The following is a 20,562-nucleotide window of genomic DNA, read 5'->3' as shown; positions in this document are numbered from 1 at the left end:
CACTTTATATTTCCTCTTATTGACATTCGGGTTATTTAGCCTTATTATACATACCAACGGTCGGTATCATGAGTTAGGAGGTTACTATGGCTAGGAACAAACACCCTGAACAGACCGTTCAGCACATTCTGTCCGTGGCTGCGCAACTGTTCACTGACAAAGGATTTGAGAAGACGAGTATTCAGGATATCCTTGATGCCCTCGGTATGTCCAAAGGCGCGATATATCACCACTTTAAATCCAAGGATGAAATCCTGAATGCAGTTATGGAGCAACAGTTTGACTACTCGGCGCGCATGCTGGATCAATTGGTGATTGAAACCCATGCAGCCACAGCACGAGAAAAATTAGTTCATATCCTGGAACAGGTTCTTTCTGATTCACAGGCCCATTCCCTGGATCGAGTTCTTCAAACTCAGATCAAAAATCCACTCTTTATTGTCAGGGGCATCCAACAGGCCGTTCAACTCGACGCACCCGTTATTGCTGACATCCTGAAAGAGGGTATTGCGGATGGATCGATTAGCACGGCTGATCCCGAGGCAACGGCCGAAGTATTTATGATGCTAGTTAACATCTGGATCAATCCTGCGATCTTTGGCCGCACCTTCGCAGATACGAAGCAGCGCCTCCACTTTTTGCAGACGCTCATGAGATCACTTGGGGCAGACATCGTGAACAATGAATTAATTAAACGGATTCTGGCACATCATGAGGAGATTGGTGCATTTGTACACGATGAGAATGAGGGGGGGTCAAAAAATGAGGAGGCGTACGATTGAAACGTAATGGACTTATCATTTGTAAAGAAATGAAGTTGGAGACACCTGTTCATTTTCTCAATCTGAATTGGATGCATGGTAGTGTGCATATTGCCACTGGTACAGATAAGGATGATTTTATTCGCATTGTCCAACGGGCTAGTGTCCGCTTTCCTTTGTCTCGGTGTTATGAGGCTAGGATTAGTGACAACACGCTTCACATTATCGACGGATGCAAAAATGCATTCCCGCTGGGCATAAACTTTCAGCGCACATCACTGAGCATCCTTCTCCCTCCCCACACAATGAAACGAATATCTCTGAAAACCGTCGGGACACGGATCACTGTTGACAACATCGATGCGCAGCACCTGGATTGTCGCTGTACATCAAGCAAGCTGAACTTATCGGGTCATACAAGACACTTTCATTTGCGTGCAATCGGCAGTCGGATAGATGGTGTCAACCTGCATTCCAATCAACTCATGCTGCATGCGACCTCTTCTCCCATCCATCTACATGGACAATTTACTTATGTTCATTCGCGAACAACTGGCAGAACACTTACGATCCAGTCTTCCTCTATGCTACATTCGTTGGACCATGTCTCTACCAGCAGCCATATAGACGTCCAAATTCCGGACAATGACGAAGGATTCAAACTACACTTCAAGGAAACTGGAGGACGCTTCAAAAGTGATCTTGTTTTACAGAATCACGGCGATCAACGTATTTATGGTCACGGTACGTATCCATTTCAAGTAAAAGTTAGAGGCGGATCATTTCTCGTCGGGAAATATTCAGCACATCTATCATAAACAGGAGGGATTTACGCATGAGCATCGGCTGGATTGTAGGCAGCAGCTTGGCTACTGCCGTATTATTGATGGGGATTATCTGTTTAATTCTTAGCAGACGCAAAGGCAATATCGTGCGCTGGCCCTGGTGGTTTATCGGATTTGGCGTAGCAGCGCTAGTTAGTGCAGCCATTAATTATCCGGGGACATAGCAGCTGCCCAGTTGTGCAAAAAGAAAAGACAACCCACAATTCGCCTGAAGGCTACTGCAGATTGTCTATCCATCCTTTTACCGTATACCCCATGTATAACACAGTCTCTCGTGCCAAAAATGGAATTTGGCTGCGCCAGGTCTGATAGGCTGTCGTTTGTGTTGGAGATGGAACAGCATCCATGCCTAGCTCGCTTGCCAGCTTCATGGCCCGTTTCATATGCAGCGGATCACTTATAATTGTATAATTTTGGTATCCTGCCTGATCTCCAATCGCAATGGTGTTAACCAGGTTCTCCTCTGTGATTCTCGATTGTGTTTCGATCAGAATATCACTTGGATCTACACCATGTTCAACTGCATAATCCCTTCCCACTTCCGCCTCAGAGCGCTCCCCATCACGTCCAGAACCACCGGTAAAGATGAGTATGGGTATTATACCCTGACGATATAATGCAATAGCGTGTTCAATTCGCTCTCGAAATACAGGTGAAGGACGATCCCCGTCCACAGCAGCACCAAGAATGACAGCTGCATCACTTTGTCTGGTCGATTGGTCAGATGTGTAATCCGTGATCAGCCAAGCCGTAACTAGGGCCCAGAGAATTCCTATCAGCACCAAGGATGTAATGGCAATGACCAGCCAGCTTCGCTTTCCTCTTCTTTTCCGTTTTCGTTCCCCTACCTTGCCTTCAATCAAGCTGATTCTCCTCTTCCATGCTTTGGGCATGCGAGCTCTCAGAATGCATATGTTCAAGTCGCCGCAGCGCCGCAGCCGACTCAGCATTTAATCCTAGCTGTGCAATCCAGGCGCCCGTGTATTGTTGTAGGCTGATCTCCAGCTCCTGAGCACGGTCTTTGAAATCCTCCAGTTCCTTGATCATGCGCGATCGTCCCTCAGGACTAAAGGTTTCGTGGATTCGTTCCTTGAAGTAATGGTGCACAATGCTGTTCCGCTGCTTCCACAATTCATTCAATTGACGGGTTTCTTCATTTGAAAACGTAAAGTGATGCTTAACCTCATGAATAAGCTGCCCAAGTGAACTGCTCATTTTCCGCTCATACAGATCTTCCAGGTCTTCATCGGATACAACTTTGCCTTGAGACATTTTCATCAACAGGATCAGATTGACGAGCTGCTGCTCAAGAGCCTGTCCATAGTAAACAGCTAATCCATAGTATGCAAACAATTCTCTGGAGTGTTCGCTATCCAGCATGTCACCATGCTGCATGTCTGAGTTTTGCAAAAGCGAGCGCCCCTTTCATTCCCGTACCCATTTCCCGTTTTATGTTCCTCTATCGTAACTAAAGAAAGAGCAACATTCAAGTCGTAGGGATTAACGGCTTCTAACTCCGCAAATCCCTTCTTTCAGCCAGCCATATATGAACGGAGAACAGGACGAATGCGTATATTACAGCCCAGAGGATTGGCAATAAGACAGTTACCCACTTCGCTTCTTCAAATAACATCATTTCACGCACAAGATAGAAAGCTGGGGGCAGGACTTTGCTTAACCATTGCAGCCAGTCTGGCAAATGACTTGCGAGTGAACCCTGAACAAATGAAAGAAGCAGCATAACAATCAATCCAGGGAGACTGCGACTAAGCCGGGGAATATACGATTTTTGAAAGAACAGGCTTACAGCTAAACCCAGTAGAGATAATGCCAAATGTCCCGACCACGCCATCATCCACTCTCCGCCACTCGGCGGTCTCTCAAACATACCAAACATCACAGGATACAGCACGGTGATCACCACAAGCGCACATTGCATCAACGAGGTGCACCATAATTGGCCTAGGATAACTTTTCGTCTATTCCCTGCATGCAGAACAAGCAATTGAATTTGCCCTGCTGGCTCTGCGTTCATTACGGTCAATCCCAGCCAGGCAGACCCAAAAAATAGAAGCATGGCCGTAACACTATAACTGTCCGCCACCGGGTTCGGCTGATATGAGTAGATTAGGAGCATGGCGATGATGTACATCATCACGGGTGCAAAATACTTCTGTGAACGGATGTACTGTCTGAGCAAATACCGGGTTAGATGAATCATGTAGCTTCTCCTTCCATCGTGTCCAACCGAGAATGGGAGGAAGCAGGTACGGTGGCGCTTTTCTTCCGATGATCGGCCGGATGATGACCTTCCAGCAAACGCTCCATATGTACTCGGCTTTCCTCTTGCAAAACAGACACAATCGAACCACCAGCCGCAATAATTTCATGGATCACATGATCCGTGGTACTTCGTTCAACTTTCCAGTCCCATACTGCTTCGTTGCGATCCTGCATCTCCCCATGACGATGGATCTGTAAAACACCTTCCTGTTCAACAAGTTTCGAATATGTATTTAGCAGCTCCTTATTCGATCCTTTCATTAAACTCTGGATTTGGACAATGGGCTCTCCCAACTCTTTTAGATCATCGCGTTTCCAATGCCGTAATACACGACCATTTTGAAGCACATAGACCTGATCGGCCATTCGCTCAATAAATAGCGGTTCATGACAAGCTGTCACAATGGAGGTACCTTCCTTTTTCCATTGCTGCAGCAGGGTTACGACCGCCTCCTGGGCAGGAAGGTCCAGGCCGGATAATGGCTCATCCAGCAGCATGAGCCCATCTGGACCTGGCAGCATCGCTTGAATCAAGTTGACCTTTTGAAGCGTTCCTTTGGATAACAGGGATAATTTCTGATCGAGCGCAGACCCAAGAAAAAGGATCTCACTCAGCTCGTTTATACGTTGTCGCAGCAGCGCAGGTCGGATGCCACGAATCCGGCCCATTTCCCACAAATATTCGGCTGAAGTGAATGGCAAACGTGGCAATCCGTCGAGTGCGTACATCTTCTTTTCTTTTATCGTCTGACACACCACACCATGATCAGGAACCAGGAATCCGGCCAAGGTGCGCAGCAAGGTGCTTTTACCTGAACCATTTCTGCCCACCAACACAGCGCATTCTCCAGCTTCCACATGTAAATTAATCCCACTCAATATGGATACGCCTCCGAGACGTTTACTCACATGCTGAAGCGAGATCCCTTCGGGCAGCTTGCCTGCTTCATCAAGTTTAGTACCATCTGCTTCACAGCCAGTTTTACGCTTCCCCCATTTCACAGGACATCACATCCGCTCAGGTGCCCGGACGCCGAGCAAATAGAGACTGCGGACAATACGTTCAGCTGTGCACTTGGTTAGACTCACCCGGAACGGCCGTACTTCAGCGGGGGCATCAGCGATCCGTTCAGCGTGATAGAAACGGTTGAATGCCTGAGCCAGATCAATTGCATACTTGGCAATCACCGAAGGTTCATTGCGCTCAACGGCTTTTTCAAGATATTGCGGATAATCAGCCAATAACTTAAGCAGCGTCCAAGAGGCGTCTCCAACGGTTGCTGTGTGACTTGCGCCAGTATTGATCTTTGGATCATTCGAGCTAGTCGCTTGGCCATTCTCACTACTAATGTTCGTGTCCTTGACCTTGGCAAGTACACTGTTGATCCGAGCATAGGTGTACTGCACATAAGGCCCTGTCTCCCCTTCGAAACTGACCGCACTTTCCAAAGAGAAATCCACATCGTTCAGCCGGTTATTGCGCAAATCACCAAAAACAATCGCCCCTACACCTACGGCTTCCGCAACGTCCTGCGCGTTGTCCAGATGGGGATTCTTCTCTTCAATGATCTGTAAAGCCCGAGCAACCGCTTCATCCAGCACTTCCTGCAAAAAGACGACTTTACCGCGCCGGGTGGACATCTTCCGTCCTTCAAAGCGCATCAACCCGAACGGAATATGCTCACAGTTCGCAGCCCACTCATATCCCATCCGGGACAGTACGGCAAATACCTGTTTGAAATGCAGCTTTTGCTCTCCCCCAACGACATATAACAGCTTATCTGCCTTCATCACATCATGACGATAAACGGCTGTGGCCAAATCCCGTGTCGGATAGATGGTTGTTCCGTCCTTTTTGATTATCAGGCAAGGCGGCATATTTTCTTCCTCCAAACGCACGACTAACGCTCCGTCGCTCTCTTCCAGCAAACCCTTGGTTTTGAGATCTTCCACAACGGCTCCCATCTTGTCATTGTAAAAGCTCTCGCCGAGAGTATGGTCAAACTGCACATTCAGACGTTCATACATCCGGTCAAATTCCTTCATGCTCACCTCAACAAAGAACGTCCATAACCGTCTGGCCTCTTCATCTCCCTGCTCCAGTTTGCGGAACCACTCACGGGCTTCGATCTCCAGGGTTGGGTCATTCTCCGCTTCGTCGTGGAACCGTACATAAAGTTCAAGGGAGGTGCGGATAGGTTCTGCCTGAAGCGCTTCATCGTTACCCCAGCGTTTGTAGGCAGCAATTTGTTTCCCAAACTGGGTTCCCCAATCTCCAAGATGATTAACACTCACCGGGACATATCCCGCTTCACTGTATAACCGATATAGCGCTGCACCAATAACCGTTGAACGAAGATGTCCAATTCCGAACGGTTTCGCGATGTTGGGAGATGACATATCAATTAATACACGTGCATCCTTGCCGATCTTGAGCTTACCGAACGAAGGTTGGCCCACCCATTCCAGTAATGCCGAGAACCACTTTTCCCGGTTAAACTGGATATTGACATAAGGCCCTGCTGCTACAGCTGTAAAGTCTGCTGTCTTCAGTTCGCCGGCGATCTCCGCAGCTATCGCTGCAGGTGCTTTCTTGCGTGATTTGGCGAGTACAAAGCAAGGGAATGCTGCATCCCCCAGCTCCGGTTGTGGCGGGATTTCCAAAAGCTTGAGAACCTCTTCTTCCTCCAGCCCCGTAAGAGGAGCAAGATGTGCTGCCGCTTGTTTCATTAACATAATAAACACTCCTTTGCTGATATGGATTAACAAAATATAAAAATAAAAAAGCTCTCGTCTCTATAAAAGAGACGAGAGCTGATCTGACAGTTCCCGCGGTACCACTCTAGGTGAACAACCTCGTACTGCCACATGTCATATGGCGCCCGAAGCTGCTCCGCTTGGTGCGAATAACGGCCGCATGCCGGATTACCCTCATGAAGATGCTTCGTCTTTCACTCCAAAAAAGCATCACTTCGGATAACCATCTCACGGGTGCGGTTCACACAGGTCATGTCATACCGGCTTCCACCTGCTCCGGCTCGCTGTTAAGCATGATTCTGGTTACTCTCCCGATCACGGATATTCATCGTTTCAATTCATTGCCATCATTATACATATCGCTTCTGACTTTGGCAACCTGTAGAAAATTAACATTCCCCGATGAAGGCAGCCCCGCTTCTATTAACCTGTTCTGTAGGCATCCCATTTGAGGTGCATGCTTTCAAGTGCTCGTCATCGCAAAAATCCCCTCCTGATTGCAACGTATCCGCACATCTGGTTTGATGTACTCTGCGTTAATTTCAAGAGGGGATTGCGCCAATCCTATTTAAATCCATTTGGCCGCTCATTCATGCATCTATTTAAGCTACTGCTGCCATCAAACGGCAAGCTTCTGCACATTTACGGCAAGCTTCAGCGCATGCCTGACAGTGATCGTGTTCATGTTTGCTGCATTCCGCTGCACATGCTTCGCAAGCTTTTACGCAAAGTTCGCAAATTTCAGCGATGAAATCACTTCCACGCGTCATAGCTTGAGCAGCGAATCCACAGATTTCGGCACATTCGCGGTCCAGTCGGATACAGTCCCGTAGCATCGCCAGATCGTATTCTTTCAAGCTGGATATGTAACATACATTGCAAGCATTCATGCACTCCAGGCAAGCATCAATACATTGTTGATATTGTTGTTGTGTCATTTAAAGTTACCTCCCAGGCAAAGTTTGCTATGCTTCTTAATACCCAGTTCGGAGGAACCTTGAATCATCAAGCCTGATTTATGGATTCCATTTCCAGCAATTGATGGCGAATGACAGCCTGGTCAAAATGCTCACCTATGAACACAGCCACATTGGGCACGTCTCCCTGAGGTTTGATTTTCATATAGTCCGATTCCCGATACGCATACTGAAACCAGAAACGGCTAGCTGTATCACTAAAGGAGAGAATACCCTTGGCTCGGTAAACATCCCGCGGCAATCCAGCTATAAACCGCTCAAAAGCTTCGCTGTTCACCGGCTGGTTAAAATAATGCGTATACACCATAACATGCTCATGTGATGCGTGCGGGGAGTGATGTTCATGATGATGTTCATGACTATGACCACAACCATGCTTTGAACATGCCTCAGTATGGACGTGCTCTGTCGCAGCCTCTTGATGATCCGATTCAGCTGCAGCCTGATAGGCATGCACTCCATCCCCACTCTGAAGCAGCATATCCATGTCGACTTCACATCTCACGGCTTGAATAACCGGGGCAAAACCGTTCCACTTCGTGAGCAGCTGCCTCAGATCACTTATTTCCTGTTCACCGACTCGGTCTGTTTTGTTCAGAATCAGTACCGAGGCACAGCGAATCTGCTCCTGCATCAGCTTGAACGTCTGCCCCTTCTGCTCTTGGTACAAGCCTGACAGATGTGCTGCATCCACAACGGTAATGAGACTTTTCAGCTCAAGACGCATATACAAGGACGTCTCCGTCACGGCATCCAGAATTTCCATTGGGTTGGCCGCTCCCGTCGCTTCAATGACAATGACATCCGGCGACTCCTCCTGTACAAGATCAGCAAGCTGAAGACCCAAGTCGCCTCGAACCGTACAACAGATGCAGCCCCCGAGCATTTCGGTCATGGGTACTTCAGCATCTACCACCTGACCATCGAGGTTTACCTCACCGAGCTCGTTCATGACTACTGCAGGACGCAAGCCTGCTTGCTGCCAATGTTCAATCAATTGCACAAGAAGCGTCGTTTTTCCGCTCCCCAAAAAACCTGACAATATATATACTGGTATCGACTTTTCTTTTTCACTCGTTACGCTCATTGCTATACACCTCTCTGGCTGACCATTGTATAAATCATTCTAATTCTATATTTAGCGAGTGTACACCATCCTGCATTCAATGTGCAATACGGAGCAATTCTCTCCGGCGCATTGCCTGAAACTGACGAATGGTCTATGCTATGAGAAAATATGGATTAGGAGGATGTCTCATGACCAACTCAGTGGAACAACATCGTCAAGAAGCACCGGACAAGGTCTCTTGCATGATTGTCACCGTATCCGATACCCGCACCAAGGACACGGATACCAGCGGACAACTCATGCATCAACTGCTGACCGAGGCAGGATATGAAATTGCCGAATATATCATTACGCCAGACGAAACCGAGCGTATCCGCACCATTCTGCAGGATGCAGCCGTACGGGATGATATTGAAGCCGTCCTGCTCAGTGGGGGTACCGGGATCGCTCCCAGAGATACAACGTATGAAGCCGTATCCTCTCTGCTTGACAAGGAACTGCCCGGCTTTGGTGAAATCTTTCGTTTCCTCAGTTACACAGAGGATATCGGTTCAGCTGCGATTCTGAGCAGAGCCGTAGCGGGAACGATTGGACGAACAGCTGTTTTCTCCATGCCGGGCTCCAAAGGTGCAGTCAAGCTGGCAATGGAAAAAATCATTATTCCAGAGCTGCGGCATGTGATGCGTGAAATATACAAACCCGTCTGAATCATCAGACGGGTTTGTCGTTTTCTATTCATTTATTTAATTCATCCCATGAATGAACAAATAGTTTTAACGATGCTGCTGCTTCCTGCCTCTGGGATCAGTTCAACTGATTCAGCACATGCTGGAACACCTGGGTTACCTTTTCTCCATAAATGTCCTTCTCCCCACCTGAAGCGGTGTATACAAGTGACACATACCCTTTGCTCCGAACCGTTGTTTGGCCAAGTGCATTTTCAATCACTGCCTGCTCGTCAGAAATACCGTACATTTCTTTCATTCGTGCGGTTCGTATGTCCGGATCACCAAAAATGTGAACCTTTACAATATGTCGGCCGCTGCCATTCAGCAGGTACATATAGGAGATTCCACCTTCGCCATCATCTGCGGACATGTTGTTCATTAACTTGATGTCTTTGGCGGCAAAAGCTTTATCCAGTTCCTGTATCAGTGGGCCATTTAAGCCGTGTCCCTGACTCTTGGCTCTCATATTGCCCTCTTCCGTCGCTTGCCCGCTGTACACCTTTCGCTCCTGCTGAGCAGATTCATTTGAACAAGCAACAAGTGATCCCAGGCATATTACGATCATAACTCCAGCAAACAAGGACCTCGAACCTCGTCCTAATACCCACTGCGTTCCTTTTCTTCCAACACGCATACGTTTCCTTCCTTTCACACCACTTCTTGCTTCGTGGCAATCTTAGGTAGGATTAGCATGTCTAGGTGAATAGAATCTTATTCGGTTGGTATGTCTGCCATCGTATTTACCACAGTACGACCGACCGCGCCACCCTGCAAAATGTTCTCCAGCGTGTGTGGCAGCTGTGCCCAGGTGATCTCCTGAATGCCCAGCTCCAGCGCGCGATCCGGCTTCCAATCCCCGCCAAGGAGGTTCCACAAGCGTTCCCGTCTCTCCATTGGACAATACACTGAATCAATCCCGATTAACTGAATGCCCCGCATGATAAACGGAAAAACGGTAGATTCAAACCGGGATCCAGCAGTCAATCCGGATACGGCAACTGCACCTCCATATTGAACCTGCTTGAGGCGTTCGGCCAGTGCAGGGCCTGCGGCAGGATCAACAACCCCTGCCCACAGCTGTTTGCCCATCGCCCCTTTGGCCGGGGCGTCAGCTTCTTCGCGTGTAATAACGTGTGAGGCGCCCAGATCTATAAGCAACTTCTCCTGCTCTTTCTTTTTCCCAGTACTAGCCGTTACTTCAAAGCCAAGCTTCGCCAAAATGGCCACGGCCATACTCCCAACGCCGCCGGTTGCCCCCGTAACCAAAATCTTGCCCATGTCTGGTGTAACCCCTGCCTGAAGTAAAGCATCAACCGACATAGCTGCCGTAAAACCAGCTGTACCGATTGCCATCGCTTCCTTCTCGCTGAGACCCGGTGGCAGCGGAACCAGCCACTCGCTCCGTAAACGAGCGTATCTGCTGTAGCCTCCAAAATGGGACACCCCTGGCTCAAAACCTGTGCTGATCACCCGGTCCCCCGGAGCAAATCGTCCACTTACGGACTCTTCTACCATACCTGCCAGGTCGATCCCAGGTACCATGGGATATTCACGAACAACTCCCCCTTTTTCGATTGTAGCGAGTCCGTCCTTATAATTGACACTGGAGTACTGTACTTGTACAGTCACATCTCCATTCGGTAGATCTTCTTTTTTCAACTGTTCTACAGATGCCTTAACTCCGCCTTGTTCTTGACTTCGGATGACATATGCCGGAAACGTATTCTCCATGTAAATCCTCTCCTTATGATTTTTGATTTTTCTGATCTTAAGCTGCACTTCTTCTATCCACTACCAAATACACGAGTGGTCCAATCAGGGGCACGAACCCTGTTAACGCCCATATACGCGATCTGCGACTGAACACGGCATCCCTATAGATTGCAATAACGGACAACAGTGTCAGCACAACAAAATCAATCGTCATAATATGTACAAAGGAAGATTGCCTGAATGCTTCCATATATACAGCCGGATGGCCTTGAATGAATCCGTAGCATGCCGTACCCACCGTCAACAATAAAAGTATACCATGAGTCAGTTTGTGTCCTGCAATCCGCCCAATTATCGAGCTGCGGCGATAGCCAAAATGAAGATGTTCCGTTCCCCGTCTACTCCGCTTTGGTGAAGACCATGCGAAATAAGGAAGCAGTGCAAAGGCTCCCAAGCCAAAAGACAAGAGCACGAACGGCCAAACAGGCACACGGCTTCCACGCTCGTTTACAGGTGTTTTTAACAGAAGACATGCGAAGATCGCTGGAAAAATGCCCAGCCATGAGAACACGGTCATCAACCATGCTTCCTTGCTCTGCAGCGTAATCAGCTCTTTGAACACAGGATCGCTCCCCACTGGCTTTCCAGGCGCCCAAATCCATGCATATGCCAAGAAGGCAAGCCAGATCATTCCCAAGATCCATTTCACGATGTACACCTCCCTCACTGTTTCATCCCCCGAGGCTGCATGCTTGAAACAGAAAACGTAAGATTCTAGAATTGCTAGCGAATTGGATCCTGGCCGTGCAGTCCACCTGCAACTTCCTAAGACTATGCGGATCCATAACTTGTGAACAACGCAGAATTTTGGAGGATTTTTCCATTTCCCGAGAAATAATTATGCCCATGTCCAACTACATTCCGTCTTCAACCCTTAGTATACTGTGGCTCCTAGCCCATCTGTCGTGACGTTGGACACAGCCGCATGAATTCGTAAAACCAAGCCTGAAGCCGATGAACGGTTACCAAAACAAATCCGAAACCAAAAAGGCATAACCCGGTAAATATACCGATTATGCCTTCTTCCGTTCTCATTCCTCTGTGAATTGTACGTGTTCAGCAATCAGCTTCTGCTTCATATTCCATGCTGCTGGGCTGATGTTCACACGGTAAATCTCCGGATTGAGTTTACGCAAATACTCTGGCCAGAACAGATCCATCTGTTCACGGTGGTAGCTACGAATTTCATCCAGGGTAGGCAGCTCGTATACTTTCAACCCATTCACAAAGATTGGTTCAAGCATATTTACCGCTTCATAGCGCGTTACGGTCTTTTTGAGATACGGGTGTAGCGGGTTGAACAGCTTGAGCGGCCCGCCCTGAAGCGGCTGTTCTTCTCCAGGATAGCAGATATAATCTGCAATGGCCTTACCATGCTTCGGATCAATGATCCGGAATACTTCTTTTTTGCCTGGGGTGGATACCTTCTCGGGATTCGCCGATATTTTGATCGTCGGCAGCATGGCACCATCCACTTCACGTTCGACCAGCTTGTAAACCCCGCCGAGGGATGGCTGGTCGGATGCTGTAATCAGCTGTGTACCCACGCCCCATGTATCGATGCGAGCGCCCTGAGCTTTCAGGTTGAAGATCGTGTTCTCATCCAGGTCATTCGACGCCACAATTTTAACGTAATCCAGTCCTGCCTCATCCAGCATTTGACGTGCCTGAATGGACAGGTAGGCAAGGTCACCGCTATCCAGCCGGATGGCATTCATTTTCTTGCCCTGGCTTTCGAGCATTTTGGCCGTTTTGATCGCATGAGGTACTCCACTGTTCAGCGTATCAAAGGTATCTACGAGCAGGGTCACCTGATCAGGCAGCACTTTGGCATAGACGTCAAACGCCTCCTGTTCACTCATGAAGCTCTGTACCCAAGAGTGGGCATGTGTTCCAGCTGTCGGAATGCCAAAACGTTCTCCTGCCAGCATGTTGGACGTTGCGTGGAACCCAGCGACATATGATGCACGTGCACCCCATATGGCTGCATCGGCTTCCTGAGCCCGTCTGGTTCCGAATTCAAGCAGGGTGTCCTGACTCGCCACCTGTTTGATCCGTGACGCCTTCGTTGCAATCAAGGTCTGATAGTTCATGAAGTTAAGTATTGCCGTCTCCACCAGTTGGGTCTCCATAATGGAGCCTTCTACCCGAATGAGCGGTTCATCAGGGAAAACGAGCGCTCCTTCCTTCATGGAATGAATTGTCCCCTGAAATGAAAACTGGAGCAACTCTTCCAGAAAGACCGGATCGTAATTTTCCTCTTGTTTGGATAAATACTTGATGTCTTCCATGGTGAAGCGAAGTTGGCTGATATAGTTCACAATCCGTTCCAATCCGGCGAATACGGCATAACCGTTACCAAAAGGAAGCTTGCGGAAATAAGCTTCAAACACCGCTTTTCGTTTGTGAGTTCCATTCACCCAGTGTGCATACATCATATTAATTTGATATTTATCCGTATGTAAAGCCAGGCTAGTCGTCTGCATTTGTCTCATCCTCTCTGACTTCCGCTCGTTACACAAGTGTATCCTGTGCACTCGGGTCAACATATGGAGACTCCTTACTTTTGTATCAGAACATGTGTTAGGATACGAGTCTCCGGATTATTTCCTGCTCATCATTTTATTAACACCATCACTGAACGCCAGGCTAAGCCCTTGCAAGTACAGTCTCACTGGCCTTAATGACCTGAGCTCCAAGGCTTGACTGAAAATGTCCGAGTGCCCATTCATGTCCCGCCGGGTTGAAGCTGGCAACGGCATCTTCATACACCGTAATGTGAAAACCTTTGTTGTACGCATCCACTGCCGTATGCAGAACGCAAATATCCGTACATACCCCGATCAGTGCGATGTCTGTAATCCCGCGTTCACGCAGCCTGAGTTCCAGGTCCGTACCAGAAAATGCGCTGTATCTTGTTTTGTCCATCCACCGAATATCTTCATGACGTTCCTGCATCACCTGTGCCAGACGGCCATATAGCTGCCTTCCTTCAGTTCCTCTAACATTATGCGGTGGGAAAAGAGCCGTTTCCGGATGGTACGGATCACTCTCTTCATGCAGATCAACTGCCATGATAACTTCATGCTTATTATTACAATATGCTTCCGTTATCGCGGCAACCGTCTCCTCAATGTCAACCGCGGGCTGACCTACAGGCAAGGATCCGTCCACGAAATCACGGGTAAAATCAATCACAATTAGTGCTTTCATCGTCCACACTCCCTTTTGAGAATAGGTTGGGTTGATCCAGATACACTCCTTAATGATAAACTTCCGAAATTAAGTATAGATCGACAGACGGGGTACAAGTTCCGTGAAACGATAAAGCTGTGCCGGACGCTGTGAGTACTGGTTGGAACTTAGGAGGTTCCCCTCTTCGTCTCGTACCTCTTCCACAATCCCTTTTCGACTGCGAGTGGAAGTGATTTTTCGAATGAAGTTTGGTTCTTCAAAATCAGGAACCACACTCTGAATGACCTGGTACAGTTCGCTTAACGTAAAATCACGCGGCAGAAACTGTCGTGCAATCGTCGTTTCCAGCATCTGCTGCTGTATGCGGCGATATGCATCCTCAATGATTGTCCGGTGATCAAAGGCAAGCTCCAGCTCCTGCAATGCTTCCTGTATGGTAAACAGGCCCACATCTTCAGCATCATCCGCCGCCTGGCGATGTTCCAGCATCCATTCTTCTACAAGCGCGAAAAAGGCGTGGGAGATAATCCATCCTCTCGGATCCCGTCCGGGTTGACTATATACATTTAAATATTCCAGATGTCCGCCGTCGACACCGGTCTCCTCCATTAGCTCCCGCTTGGCAGCATCATAGATGGACTCATTTTCCTGACAGAATCCACCGGGCAAAGCCCAGCGACCTGCAAAAGGCCAGCCTTTGCGCTTGATCAACATCACTTTCAGTTCACGAATAGGAAGTGTCTTGGTTACCGTCTTGCGTTCTCTCTTGGTTAAGGTGAACATCACGATATCCGCAGGAACGCCATCGGGGGTACGATATTTCTTGGAACTATAGGCAAGTGCTGCCTGTTCATCGTTCTCTTCATTGACGTGTTCGTAGTTTTCGCTCATGGGCACCACCGACTACTTTCATTTTGATAATCTCATTATGACATAATAATATCGTTTGTCAACCTTTGGATTCTGTACTTGGCGTTTTTGATCGTGCCACACGGAACGTGGCTGTTGCCATACATCCTAATGTACCTGATGTATCACGAATTTCCGCTTGGGCGGTGAGACTCCGTCCGGCTTGGTGCAGCACCGTTGCTGTCACCATTAACTCACCCTGTTTCATCGGTGCCAGAAAATGTACATTCAGATTGGTCGTCACACAGCTGTCCACGGCCATTGCTGCTGTGGCTACCATCCCCATCGCTTGATCCATCAGGGAAGTAAGCACTCCGCCGTGAATAATCCCCATCGAATTCGTATGATGTTCGCCAGCCGTTAATGCGATCTGTACTTCCTTTTCATTCCCTTTGATATAACGACAACCCAGGAACCCCCAGAATCGTTCATTGCCCTCTTCGACCATTTTATCCAAAATATCCATTTTCCATTTCCCCTTTGTTGCACATTAATGTTATCGACTAAGTTGTCTATATTTTTCATTGTACCTGTAATTCTGCTATGGACTCTCGGATGCTATCTCCTTTATACGGTTGTTCATTACTAATAAGCCTGCTCTTGCCAGCCTGGTCTTATTCCTGTAAAGGCGTTCGTCAACCGTACACGCACAAAAGAACCCCACAGCGTGGAGCTCTTCGAAATGTATTTCAAGATCGATTGTGTTAGCTCCCTGTTCCTATAAGTCAAAAAAGGCACGGACCGCGTCCGCACCCTTCTTGTCCATTAACCGCAGCTGGTCGGAGGTGAATCCGTGCCTGCCTCCACATTCACTTTTTCGGACACGGTATCCCGAATGACAGAGATGACAAGTTGAAGCAGGTAGTTGATATCGCTTTGGCTCTGCTGGAACTCGGTAACCAATGGGATGCTGTCCAGTTCATCCTGCAATTCTTCAATTTCCTGTTCTATTTTGCTGACCATCTCTGCATTTTTGAAGCTTTCGAAGGCAACGATCTCCTTCTGTTTCTTCTTAATTGTTGCAATCAATTGCTGGATACGCTCATGATCGCGAATTTTGGACTCAGCCTGTTGGAAATGTCTTACTTCCTCGCTTGTGCCGAGCATATCAGCCAATTCTTTGGCTTTTCCCATAATGTCGTCGCGTATGACCAGATTGCGCGTATCGTAGGTAGGCATTCCATAATGGTTGTACTGCACTTCTTCTTCCTGCGCCACTGAAATCGCTCCATTTCTATGAGATATTATAAGATGAATTCCTGGCAATATTAGCTCTATACGACTGCTAATTACCGCTACGGTTACGGATCGTTCTTCCGATCGCTGTTGTCCCCAAGTTTCCCTGATTAAATTTATCAAATGTTAAAACTACGAGACAAAGGCGAACGCTGCCGCTTCTACAGAATCGATTCCGTCCCCTGCGCTACTTTCGCTGTAACGTCCAAAACCCAATATCAAGCCACACTAACTCATCTTATTCGGTTGTGTTGTGTATTACTGATTAGCGGCTACCGGCTCGGTGAGCAGGTTGCCACGGATATAAAAAGTCATCGGATCGGTAATTTCCACGTTCACAAATGTACCGATCAATTCTTTGGGTCCTTCGAAATGTACCAGCTTATTACTGCGTGTACGTCCTGCAAGGACGTTGGAATTTCGCTTGCTCTCACCCTCGACGAGTACTTCAACGATCTTGCCGCGCTGCTGTTCATTGCTTCTGTGGCTGTATTCATTGATGGTTTCATTCAGGCGTTTCAAGCGTTCCTTCTTCACTTCCATCGGCACGTTATCCTCCATCACCGCAGCAGGCGTACCTTCGCGAGGAGAATAGATAAAGGTATAAGCAAAGTCATACCCTACTTCACGCACCAGTGACAACGTGTCTTCGAACTGCTCATCTGTCTCACCTGGGAAACCAACGATAATGTCCGTGGTCAGAACGACATTAGGGATGGCCGTCTTAATCTTATCCGCCAGCTGGAGATAGTGTTCACGGCTGTACTTACGACTCATTCGCTTCAGCACTTCTGTGCTGCCAGACTGTACTGGGAGGTGGATATGTTCCACCAGGTTTCCACCCTTGGCAAGCACCTCAATCAGTCGATCATCGAAATCCCGTGGGTGACTGGTTGTAAACCGTACACGCGGAATGTCGATTTTGCGAATATCGTCCATCAGGTCACCGAAGCTGTATTTCAGATCCGTAAAATCCTTGCCATAAGCATTCACATTCTGTCCAAGCAATGTGATTTCCTTGAATCCCTGTCTTGCCAGCTCACGAACCTCGGCGATTACATCTTCCGGTCTGCGACTGCGCTCTTTGCCCCGTGTAAATGGAACGATGCAATATGTACAGAATTTGTCACAGCCATACATGATATTCACCCAGCCGCGCATGCCTTCACGTTTCTTCGGCAGGTTCTCAATAATGTCGCCTTCCTTGGACCAAACCTCAACAACCATTTCCTTGCTGAAGAGTGCTTCCTGAATCAGATGCGGCAATCGGTGAACGTTATGCGTACCAAAGATCATATCCACAAAGCCATGCTTTTGCATGATCCGGTTCACGACACCTTCTTCCTGGGACATGCACCCGCATACGCCGAGCAGCAGTCCTGGACGCTCCGTCTTCAACGTTTTGAGGTGACCCAGCTCACCAAACACCTTATCTTCCGCATTTTCACGGATGGCACATGTGTTCAGCAATATAATGTCCGCCTCTTTACGGTCCTCGGTTGCCTGATAACCCATGGATTCCAGGAGTCCCTTAATGGTCTCGGAATCATGCTCGTTCATCTGACAGCCGTAGGTGTATACGATATAGTGTTTGCCTTTACCAATCGTTTTCAGTTCGTCCGGTACTGCATTCTCATAGAGCACCTGAACGTCTTCCTTGCCCCGTTGTTTCTCCTGACGATGATTAGGCTCCGACTTGATGTTGATCTCACGGCCCCGAATTCGAATCTTTTTGCTGAATTCATCTTGCGAAATTACTTTGGCATCGGAGAAATCAAAATACTGGGAGTAATCCTTTTTTGAGTCTTTAGCCATTTCCTTCGGTCACTCCTTACAGCCTCTATTAATAAAAGTTTCAAGTTCTTAAGACAACACGCTGCATCAGGCAGTTGTATATACGTTCGATATGAGCAGCAGCTCTACAAAAAGTCACCATCTCATATTTCTAACTTCGTTGTCTCTCTTGGATTCTTATCGATTTTATGCAATCTGCACCAAAAGAGCATTACATCAAATTATAACATGAACTGGGCTGTAATTCCACATTCCAAGCCGCTATTGATTTAACAATCCTACCATACAAACTCTGCCTCATACGTGACGAAAATACACAAAAACCCGAGCACAAACCCCTTCACTGTGTAAAACAGCTTACCAGGATGTACTCAGGTTTTTTTAAGTTGCTCCAACCGAAGAAAACTCAGTTGAATGTCGGTTCATTTGATTAGTCGATGATTTCAGCAGTGTCGCCGTTACGAGCGCCAGCAGCATTAGCTTCATCTGTGTCAATATGCATGTCCAATGCGAAAGAGTCAGATACACGAGCCAGTACATTTTCAAGTACCAGACCACGATCTCCGCCGAGGCGAACTTTCAGCATTTGTTTGTCTTCGATGCCCCATTTAGCAGCATCGGAAGTATGGAAGTGGATATGACGGGCAGCAACGATAACACCTTTATCAATCGTAACTTCACCAGCTGGTCCTTTGATCGTGATGCCAGGTGTACCTTCAATGCTTCCGGACTCGCGAACAGGTGCCTTAACGCCAATGGCGAAAGAGTCTGTCATCGAGATTTCCAGTTGTGTCTCAGGACGCACAGGTCCAAGGATACGCACTTTATCAAACTGTCCTTTGGAACCGATGACTGCTACTGTTTCGTTCGCAGCATATTGACCAGGTTGGGACAGAGGTTTAAACTCAGTCAATTCGTAGCCTTTACCAAACAAAATTTCAACGTGCTCTTGGGATACATGAATGTGACGGGCAGATACGCCCACTGGTACTGTTTTACTCATCGTGAATTTCACTCCTTGTTTATCTGTGGCCTACGATTAGGCTCTTAACAATCCAATGGTATTATACCCCTTTTTGACGTGAAATGAAAACGAACTGCTGAAAATTCATGAAATACACTTATTTCACAATCAATAATATCCTTATTCTGTAAAACAATCTGTATTGAATGCAGTACTATCGCTGGTTTAATTGGTGTTTATTACAAATTCCCTTCAGGCAGATGTTTACCAAGATAACTCATAGCATTATCCCACAGCCAGCCGCGTACCAGCTTCTCGTCGTAATGTTGGAGAAGGGTTTCGATCAGCCTCGGATATTGGCCTGTGTGTTCAAGATCTTGAATGTATGTAGGTATTCCATCAAAATCTGAGCCCATCATCAGGTGCTTCTCCCCGCCAAGCGAACAGATCTGTTCAATATGAGGCAGCAAATGTTCGATTCTAACTTCTCCCTCCTGCTTCACAAACCAGGGAACAAACGTTAGCCCAATTCGCCCTTCCCGTGCAATGATAGCCCGGATCTGGTCATCCTTCAGATTACGGACATTTGGACAAACCGTATAGCTGTTGGAATGCGAAGCAATAAACGGGCGCTCACTCATCTCAGCCAGCTCCCAGAATCCCTTCTCCGTGAGATGTGACACATCCAGCAGCATGCCAATCCGGTTACAAAGGCGGACCAGCTCCCTGCCCCTCTCGGTCAATCCGGCTCCGCGCTTCTCCAACACACCATCAGCTGCCCAGTTGGCATAATTCCAGGTGAGCCCTACTATCCTTACTCCCATTTGGTAACATAGCTCTAGATAAAACAGGTTCCCCTCGAGTCCGTCTACACCTTCCAGCGTCAGCAGACCCCAAGGATTAGCCGTTTGACCGACCTCACCAACCTGTTCCCGCCATAATAATTTGTTTACGCCCCCAAGCCGTTCAGGGCTTTTCTCCACACGTGTGCGGTATACTTCCAGCTGACCAACCACATGTTCAAACTTGCCCCTGCCGAGCACTTCAGGCAAGTAAATGGCAAATGCCTGCAGACCCACATTCCCTTGCTTCATCCGCTCCAGATTGACATCCAGTGTTAAACCATCTTCGAAGGACAGTTTAGATTCCATTAACATTTTGCTGAGCGCGTCACAGTGAAAATCGGCTACTTGCCACTTGCTCATGACTAACCCTCCTATGTAAACCCTATTCTTATTAAGCCTATAGACGAATGCAAAAAAACCTGTCTA

General features: G+C 47.8%; 22 protein-coding genes. 4 read left to right on the top strand and 18 right to left on the bottom strand.

Annotated features, from left to right (window positions below):
* Positions 1–86: 86 nt before the first annotated feature.
* From AC3RCI_RS11575 to AC3RCI_RS11565, 3 genes are read left to right on the top strand one after another with little or no spacing between them, the layout of a single operon-like run.
* Positions 87–782 carry a TetR/AcrR family transcriptional regulator gene (locus AC3RCI_RS11575; RefSeq protein ID WP_336779676.1) on the top strand — a complete coding sequence of 232 codons (696 nt, stop codon included), beginning with the start codon at positions 87–89 and terminating at the stop codon, positions 780–782.
* Positions 779–1,579, top strand: a complete 801-nt coding sequence (locus tag AC3RCI_RS11570; protein ID WP_154893551.1) for a DUF4097 family beta strand repeat-containing protein — start codon at positions 779–781, stop codon at positions 1,577–1,579. Before AC3RCI_RS11575 ends, AC3RCI_RS11570 begins: the two co-directional genes overlap by 4 nt.
* 17 nt (positions 1,580–1,596) lie before the next feature.
* On the top strand, positions 1,597–1,770 hold the full coding sequence (locus AC3RCI_RS11565; protein WP_186811973.1) for a hypothetical protein: 174 nt from the start codon (positions 1,597–1,599) through the stop codon (positions 1,768–1,770).
* Positions 1,771–1,821: 51 nt separating this feature from the next.
* On the opposite strand, the gene AC3RCI_RS11560 is transcribed toward AC3RCI_RS11565, so the two are convergent.
* From AC3RCI_RS11560 to AC3RCI_RS11530, 7 genes are all read right to left on the bottom strand, one after another.
* Positions 1,822–2,469: a YdcF family protein gene (locus AC3RCI_RS11560; protein ID WP_492472403.1), complete on the bottom strand. Its 648-nt coding sequence runs from the start codon at positions 2,467–2,469 to the stop codon at positions 1,822–1,824.
* Positions 2,462–3,016: a hypothetical protein gene (locus AC3RCI_RS11555; RefSeq protein WP_492529031.1), complete on the bottom strand. Its 555-nt coding sequence runs from the start codon at positions 3,014–3,016 to the stop codon at positions 2,462–2,464. Before AC3RCI_RS11555 ends, AC3RCI_RS11560 begins: the two co-directional genes overlap by 8 nt.
* Positions 3,017–3,116: 100 nt before the next feature.
* Positions 3,117–3,827: a hypothetical protein gene (locus tag AC3RCI_RS11550; protein ID WP_492529029.1), complete on the bottom strand. Its 711-nt coding sequence runs from the start codon at positions 3,825–3,827 to the stop codon at positions 3,117–3,119.
* On the bottom strand, positions 3,824–4,891 hold the full coding sequence (locus tag AC3RCI_RS11545; RefSeq protein ID WP_492529027.1) for an ATP-binding cassette domain-containing protein: 1,068 nt from the start codon (positions 4,889–4,891) through the stop codon (positions 3,824–3,826). Before AC3RCI_RS11545 ends, AC3RCI_RS11550 begins: the two co-directional genes overlap by 4 nt.
* A 6-nt stretch (positions 4,892–4,897) precedes the next feature.
* Entirely contained in the window at positions 4,898–6,625 is a 1,728-nt protein-coding gene (gene argS, locus AC3RCI_RS11540; RefSeq protein WP_492529025.1) for an arginine--tRNA ligase, read from the bottom strand.
* A 623-nt stretch (positions 6,626–7,248) separates the two neighbouring features.
* The gene (locus AC3RCI_RS11535) at positions 7,249–7,584 is read right to left on the bottom strand and encodes a four-helix bundle copper-binding protein (protein WP_095287680.1); all 336 of its coding nucleotides are present in this window, start codon (positions 7,582–7,584) and stop codon (positions 7,249–7,251) included.
* 67 nt (positions 7,585–7,651) lie between these two features.
* A complete protein-coding gene (locus AC3RCI_RS11530; protein WP_492529023.1) occupies positions 7,652–8,710 on the bottom strand; it encodes a CobW family GTP-binding protein in 1,059 nt (352 codons plus the stop codon).
* A gap of 170 nt (positions 8,711–8,880) precedes the next feature.
* On the opposite strand from AC3RCI_RS11530, the gene AC3RCI_RS11525 reads away from it, so the two are divergent.
* Positions 8,881–9,399, top strand: a complete 519-nt coding sequence (locus AC3RCI_RS11525; protein ID WP_095287682.1) for a MogA/MoaB family molybdenum cofactor biosynthesis protein — start codon at positions 8,881–8,883, stop codon at positions 9,397–9,399.
* A 97-nt stretch (positions 9,400–9,496) separates the two neighbouring features.
* On the opposite strand, the gene AC3RCI_RS11520 is transcribed toward AC3RCI_RS11525, so the two are convergent.
* The 11 genes from AC3RCI_RS11520 to AC3RCI_RS11470 all read right to left on the bottom strand — a co-directional run bounded on the left by AC3RCI_RS11520 (position 9,497) and on the right by AC3RCI_RS11470 (position 20,496).
* On the bottom strand, positions 9,497–10,054 hold the full coding sequence (locus AC3RCI_RS11520; RefSeq protein WP_492529021.1) for a hypothetical protein: 558 nt from the start codon (positions 10,052–10,054) through the stop codon (positions 9,497–9,499).
* Between the two features lie 77 nt (positions 10,055–10,131).
* Complete coding sequence (locus AC3RCI_RS11515) at positions 10,132–11,151, bottom strand: acrylyl-CoA reductase family protein (protein WP_154893558.1); 1,020 nt, start codon at positions 11,149–11,151, stop codon at positions 10,132–10,134.
* Between the two features lie 37 nt (positions 11,152–11,188).
* Complete coding sequence (locus AC3RCI_RS11510) at positions 11,189–11,842, bottom strand: hypothetical protein (protein WP_492472410.1); 654 nt, start codon at positions 11,840–11,842, stop codon at positions 11,189–11,191.
* A gap of 382 nt (positions 11,843–12,224) precedes the next feature.
* Positions 12,225–13,679 carry a nicotinate phosphoribosyltransferase gene (locus tag AC3RCI_RS11505; protein WP_127536214.1) on the bottom strand — a complete coding sequence of 485 codons (1,455 nt, stop codon included), beginning with the start codon at positions 13,677–13,679 and terminating at the stop codon, positions 12,225–12,227.
* 163 nt (positions 13,680–13,842) lie between these two features.
* Entirely contained in the window at positions 13,843–14,406 is a 564-nt protein-coding gene (locus AC3RCI_RS11500) for a cysteine hydrolase family protein (RefSeq protein WP_127536215.1), read from the bottom strand.
* Between the two features lie 69 nt (positions 14,407–14,475).
* Positions 14,476–15,279: an NUDIX hydrolase gene (locus tag AC3RCI_RS11495; protein ID WP_095287688.1), complete on the bottom strand. Its 804-nt coding sequence runs from the start codon at positions 15,277–15,279 to the stop codon at positions 14,476–14,478.
* Positions 15,280–15,337: 58 nt separating this feature from the next.
* A complete protein-coding gene (locus AC3RCI_RS11490) occupies positions 15,338–15,763 on the bottom strand; it encodes a PaaI family thioesterase (protein ID WP_336779664.1) in 426 nt (141 codons plus the stop codon).
* 299 nt (positions 15,764–16,062) lie between these two features.
* Positions 16,063–16,476, bottom strand: coding sequence for a YlbF/YmcA family competence regulator (locus AC3RCI_RS11485; RefSeq protein ID WP_095287792.1), 414 nt, complete (start codon positions 16,474–16,476; stop codon positions 16,063–16,065).
* Between the two features lie 315 nt (positions 16,477–16,791).
* Positions 16,792–18,348: a tRNA (N6-isopentenyl adenosine(37)-C2)-methylthiotransferase MiaB gene (miaB, locus tag AC3RCI_RS11480; protein WP_154893560.1), complete on the bottom strand. Its 1,557-nt coding sequence runs from the start codon at positions 18,346–18,348 to the stop codon at positions 16,792–16,794.
* 409 nt (positions 18,349–18,757) lie between these two features.
* Positions 18,758–19,330, bottom strand: coding sequence for a phosphate propanoyltransferase (gene pduL / locus AC3RCI_RS11475; protein WP_017689107.1), 573 nt, complete (start codon positions 19,328–19,330; stop codon positions 18,758–18,760).
* A 200-nt stretch (positions 19,331–19,530) separates the two neighbouring features.
* On the bottom strand, positions 19,531–20,496 hold the full coding sequence (locus AC3RCI_RS11470; protein WP_492529019.1) for a dipeptidase: 966 nt from the start codon (positions 20,494–20,496) through the stop codon (positions 19,531–19,533).
* Between the last annotated feature and the right edge of the window lie 66 nt (positions 20,497–20,562).

The organism is Paenibacillus sp. MT124, assembly GCF_058792755.1.
Note: the sequence above shows the minus strand (reverse complement) of the source record. Positions and strands in the feature narration are given on the sequence as shown.

What these genes read in the sequence shown, in the direction of transcription:
- AC3RCI_RS11565 (WP_186811973.1), top strand. Translation starts at nt 1,597, where the DNA reads ATGAGCATCGGCTGGATTGTAGGCAGCAGCTTGGCTACTGCCGTATTA.
- argS (WP_492529025.1), bottom strand. Translation starts at nt 6,625, where the DNA reads ATGTTAATGAAACAAGCGGCAGCACATCTTGCTCCTCTTACGGGGCTG.
- AC3RCI_RS11575 (WP_336779676.1), top strand. Translation starts at nt 87, where the DNA reads ATGGCTAGGAACAAACACCCTGAACAGACCGTTCAGCACATTCTGTCC.
- AC3RCI_RS11535 (WP_095287680.1), bottom strand. Translation starts at nt 7,584, where the DNA reads ATGACACAACAACAATATCAACAATGTATTGATGCTTGCCTGGAGTGC.
- AC3RCI_RS11500 (WP_127536215.1), bottom strand. Translation starts at nt 14,406, where the DNA reads ATGAAAGCACTAATTGTGATTGATTTTACCCGTGATTTCGTGGACGGA.
- AC3RCI_RS11470 (WP_492529019.1), bottom strand. Translation starts at nt 20,496, where the DNA reads ATGAGCAAGTGGCAAGTAGCCGATTTTCACTGTGACGCGCTCAGCAAA.
- AC3RCI_RS11520 (WP_492529021.1), bottom strand. Translation starts at nt 10,054, where the DNA reads ATGCGTGTTGGAAGAAAAGGAACGCAGTGGGTATTAGGACGAGGTTCG.
- pduL (WP_017689107.1), bottom strand. Translation starts at nt 19,330, where the DNA reads ATGAGTAAAACAGTACCAGTGGGCGTATCTGCCCGTCACATTCATGTA.
- AC3RCI_RS11495 (WP_095287688.1), bottom strand. Translation starts at nt 15,279, where the DNA reads ATGAGCGAAAACTACGAACACGTCAATGAAGAGAACGATGAACAGGCA.
- AC3RCI_RS11550 (WP_492529029.1), bottom strand. Translation starts at nt 3,827, where the DNA reads ATGATTCATCTAACCCGGTATTTGCTCAGACAGTACATCCGTTCACAG.
- AC3RCI_RS11490 (WP_336779664.1), bottom strand. Translation starts at nt 15,763, where the DNA reads ATGGATATTTTGGATAAAATGGTCGAAGAGGGCAATGAACGATTCTGG.
- AC3RCI_RS11525 (WP_095287682.1), top strand. Translation starts at nt 8,881, where the DNA reads ATGACCAACTCAGTGGAACAACATCGTCAAGAAGCACCGGACAAGGTC.
- AC3RCI_RS11485 (WP_095287792.1), bottom strand. Translation starts at nt 16,476, where the DNA reads ATGCCTACCTACGATACGCGCAATCTGGTCATACGCGACGACATTATG.
- AC3RCI_RS11505 (WP_127536214.1), bottom strand. Translation starts at nt 13,679, where the DNA reads ATGCAGACGACTAGCCTGGCTTTACATACGGATAAATATCAAATTAAT.
- miaB (WP_154893560.1), bottom strand. Translation starts at nt 18,348, where the DNA reads ATGGCTAAAGACTCAAAAAAGGATTACTCCCAGTATTTTGATTTCTCC.
- AC3RCI_RS11530 (WP_492529023.1), bottom strand. Translation starts at nt 8,710, where the DNA reads ATGAGCGTAACGAGTGAAAAAGAAAAGTCGATACCAGTATATATATTG.
- AC3RCI_RS11515 (WP_154893558.1), bottom strand. Translation starts at nt 11,151, where the DNA reads ATGGAGAATACGTTTCCGGCATATGTCATCCGAAGTCAAGAACAAGGC.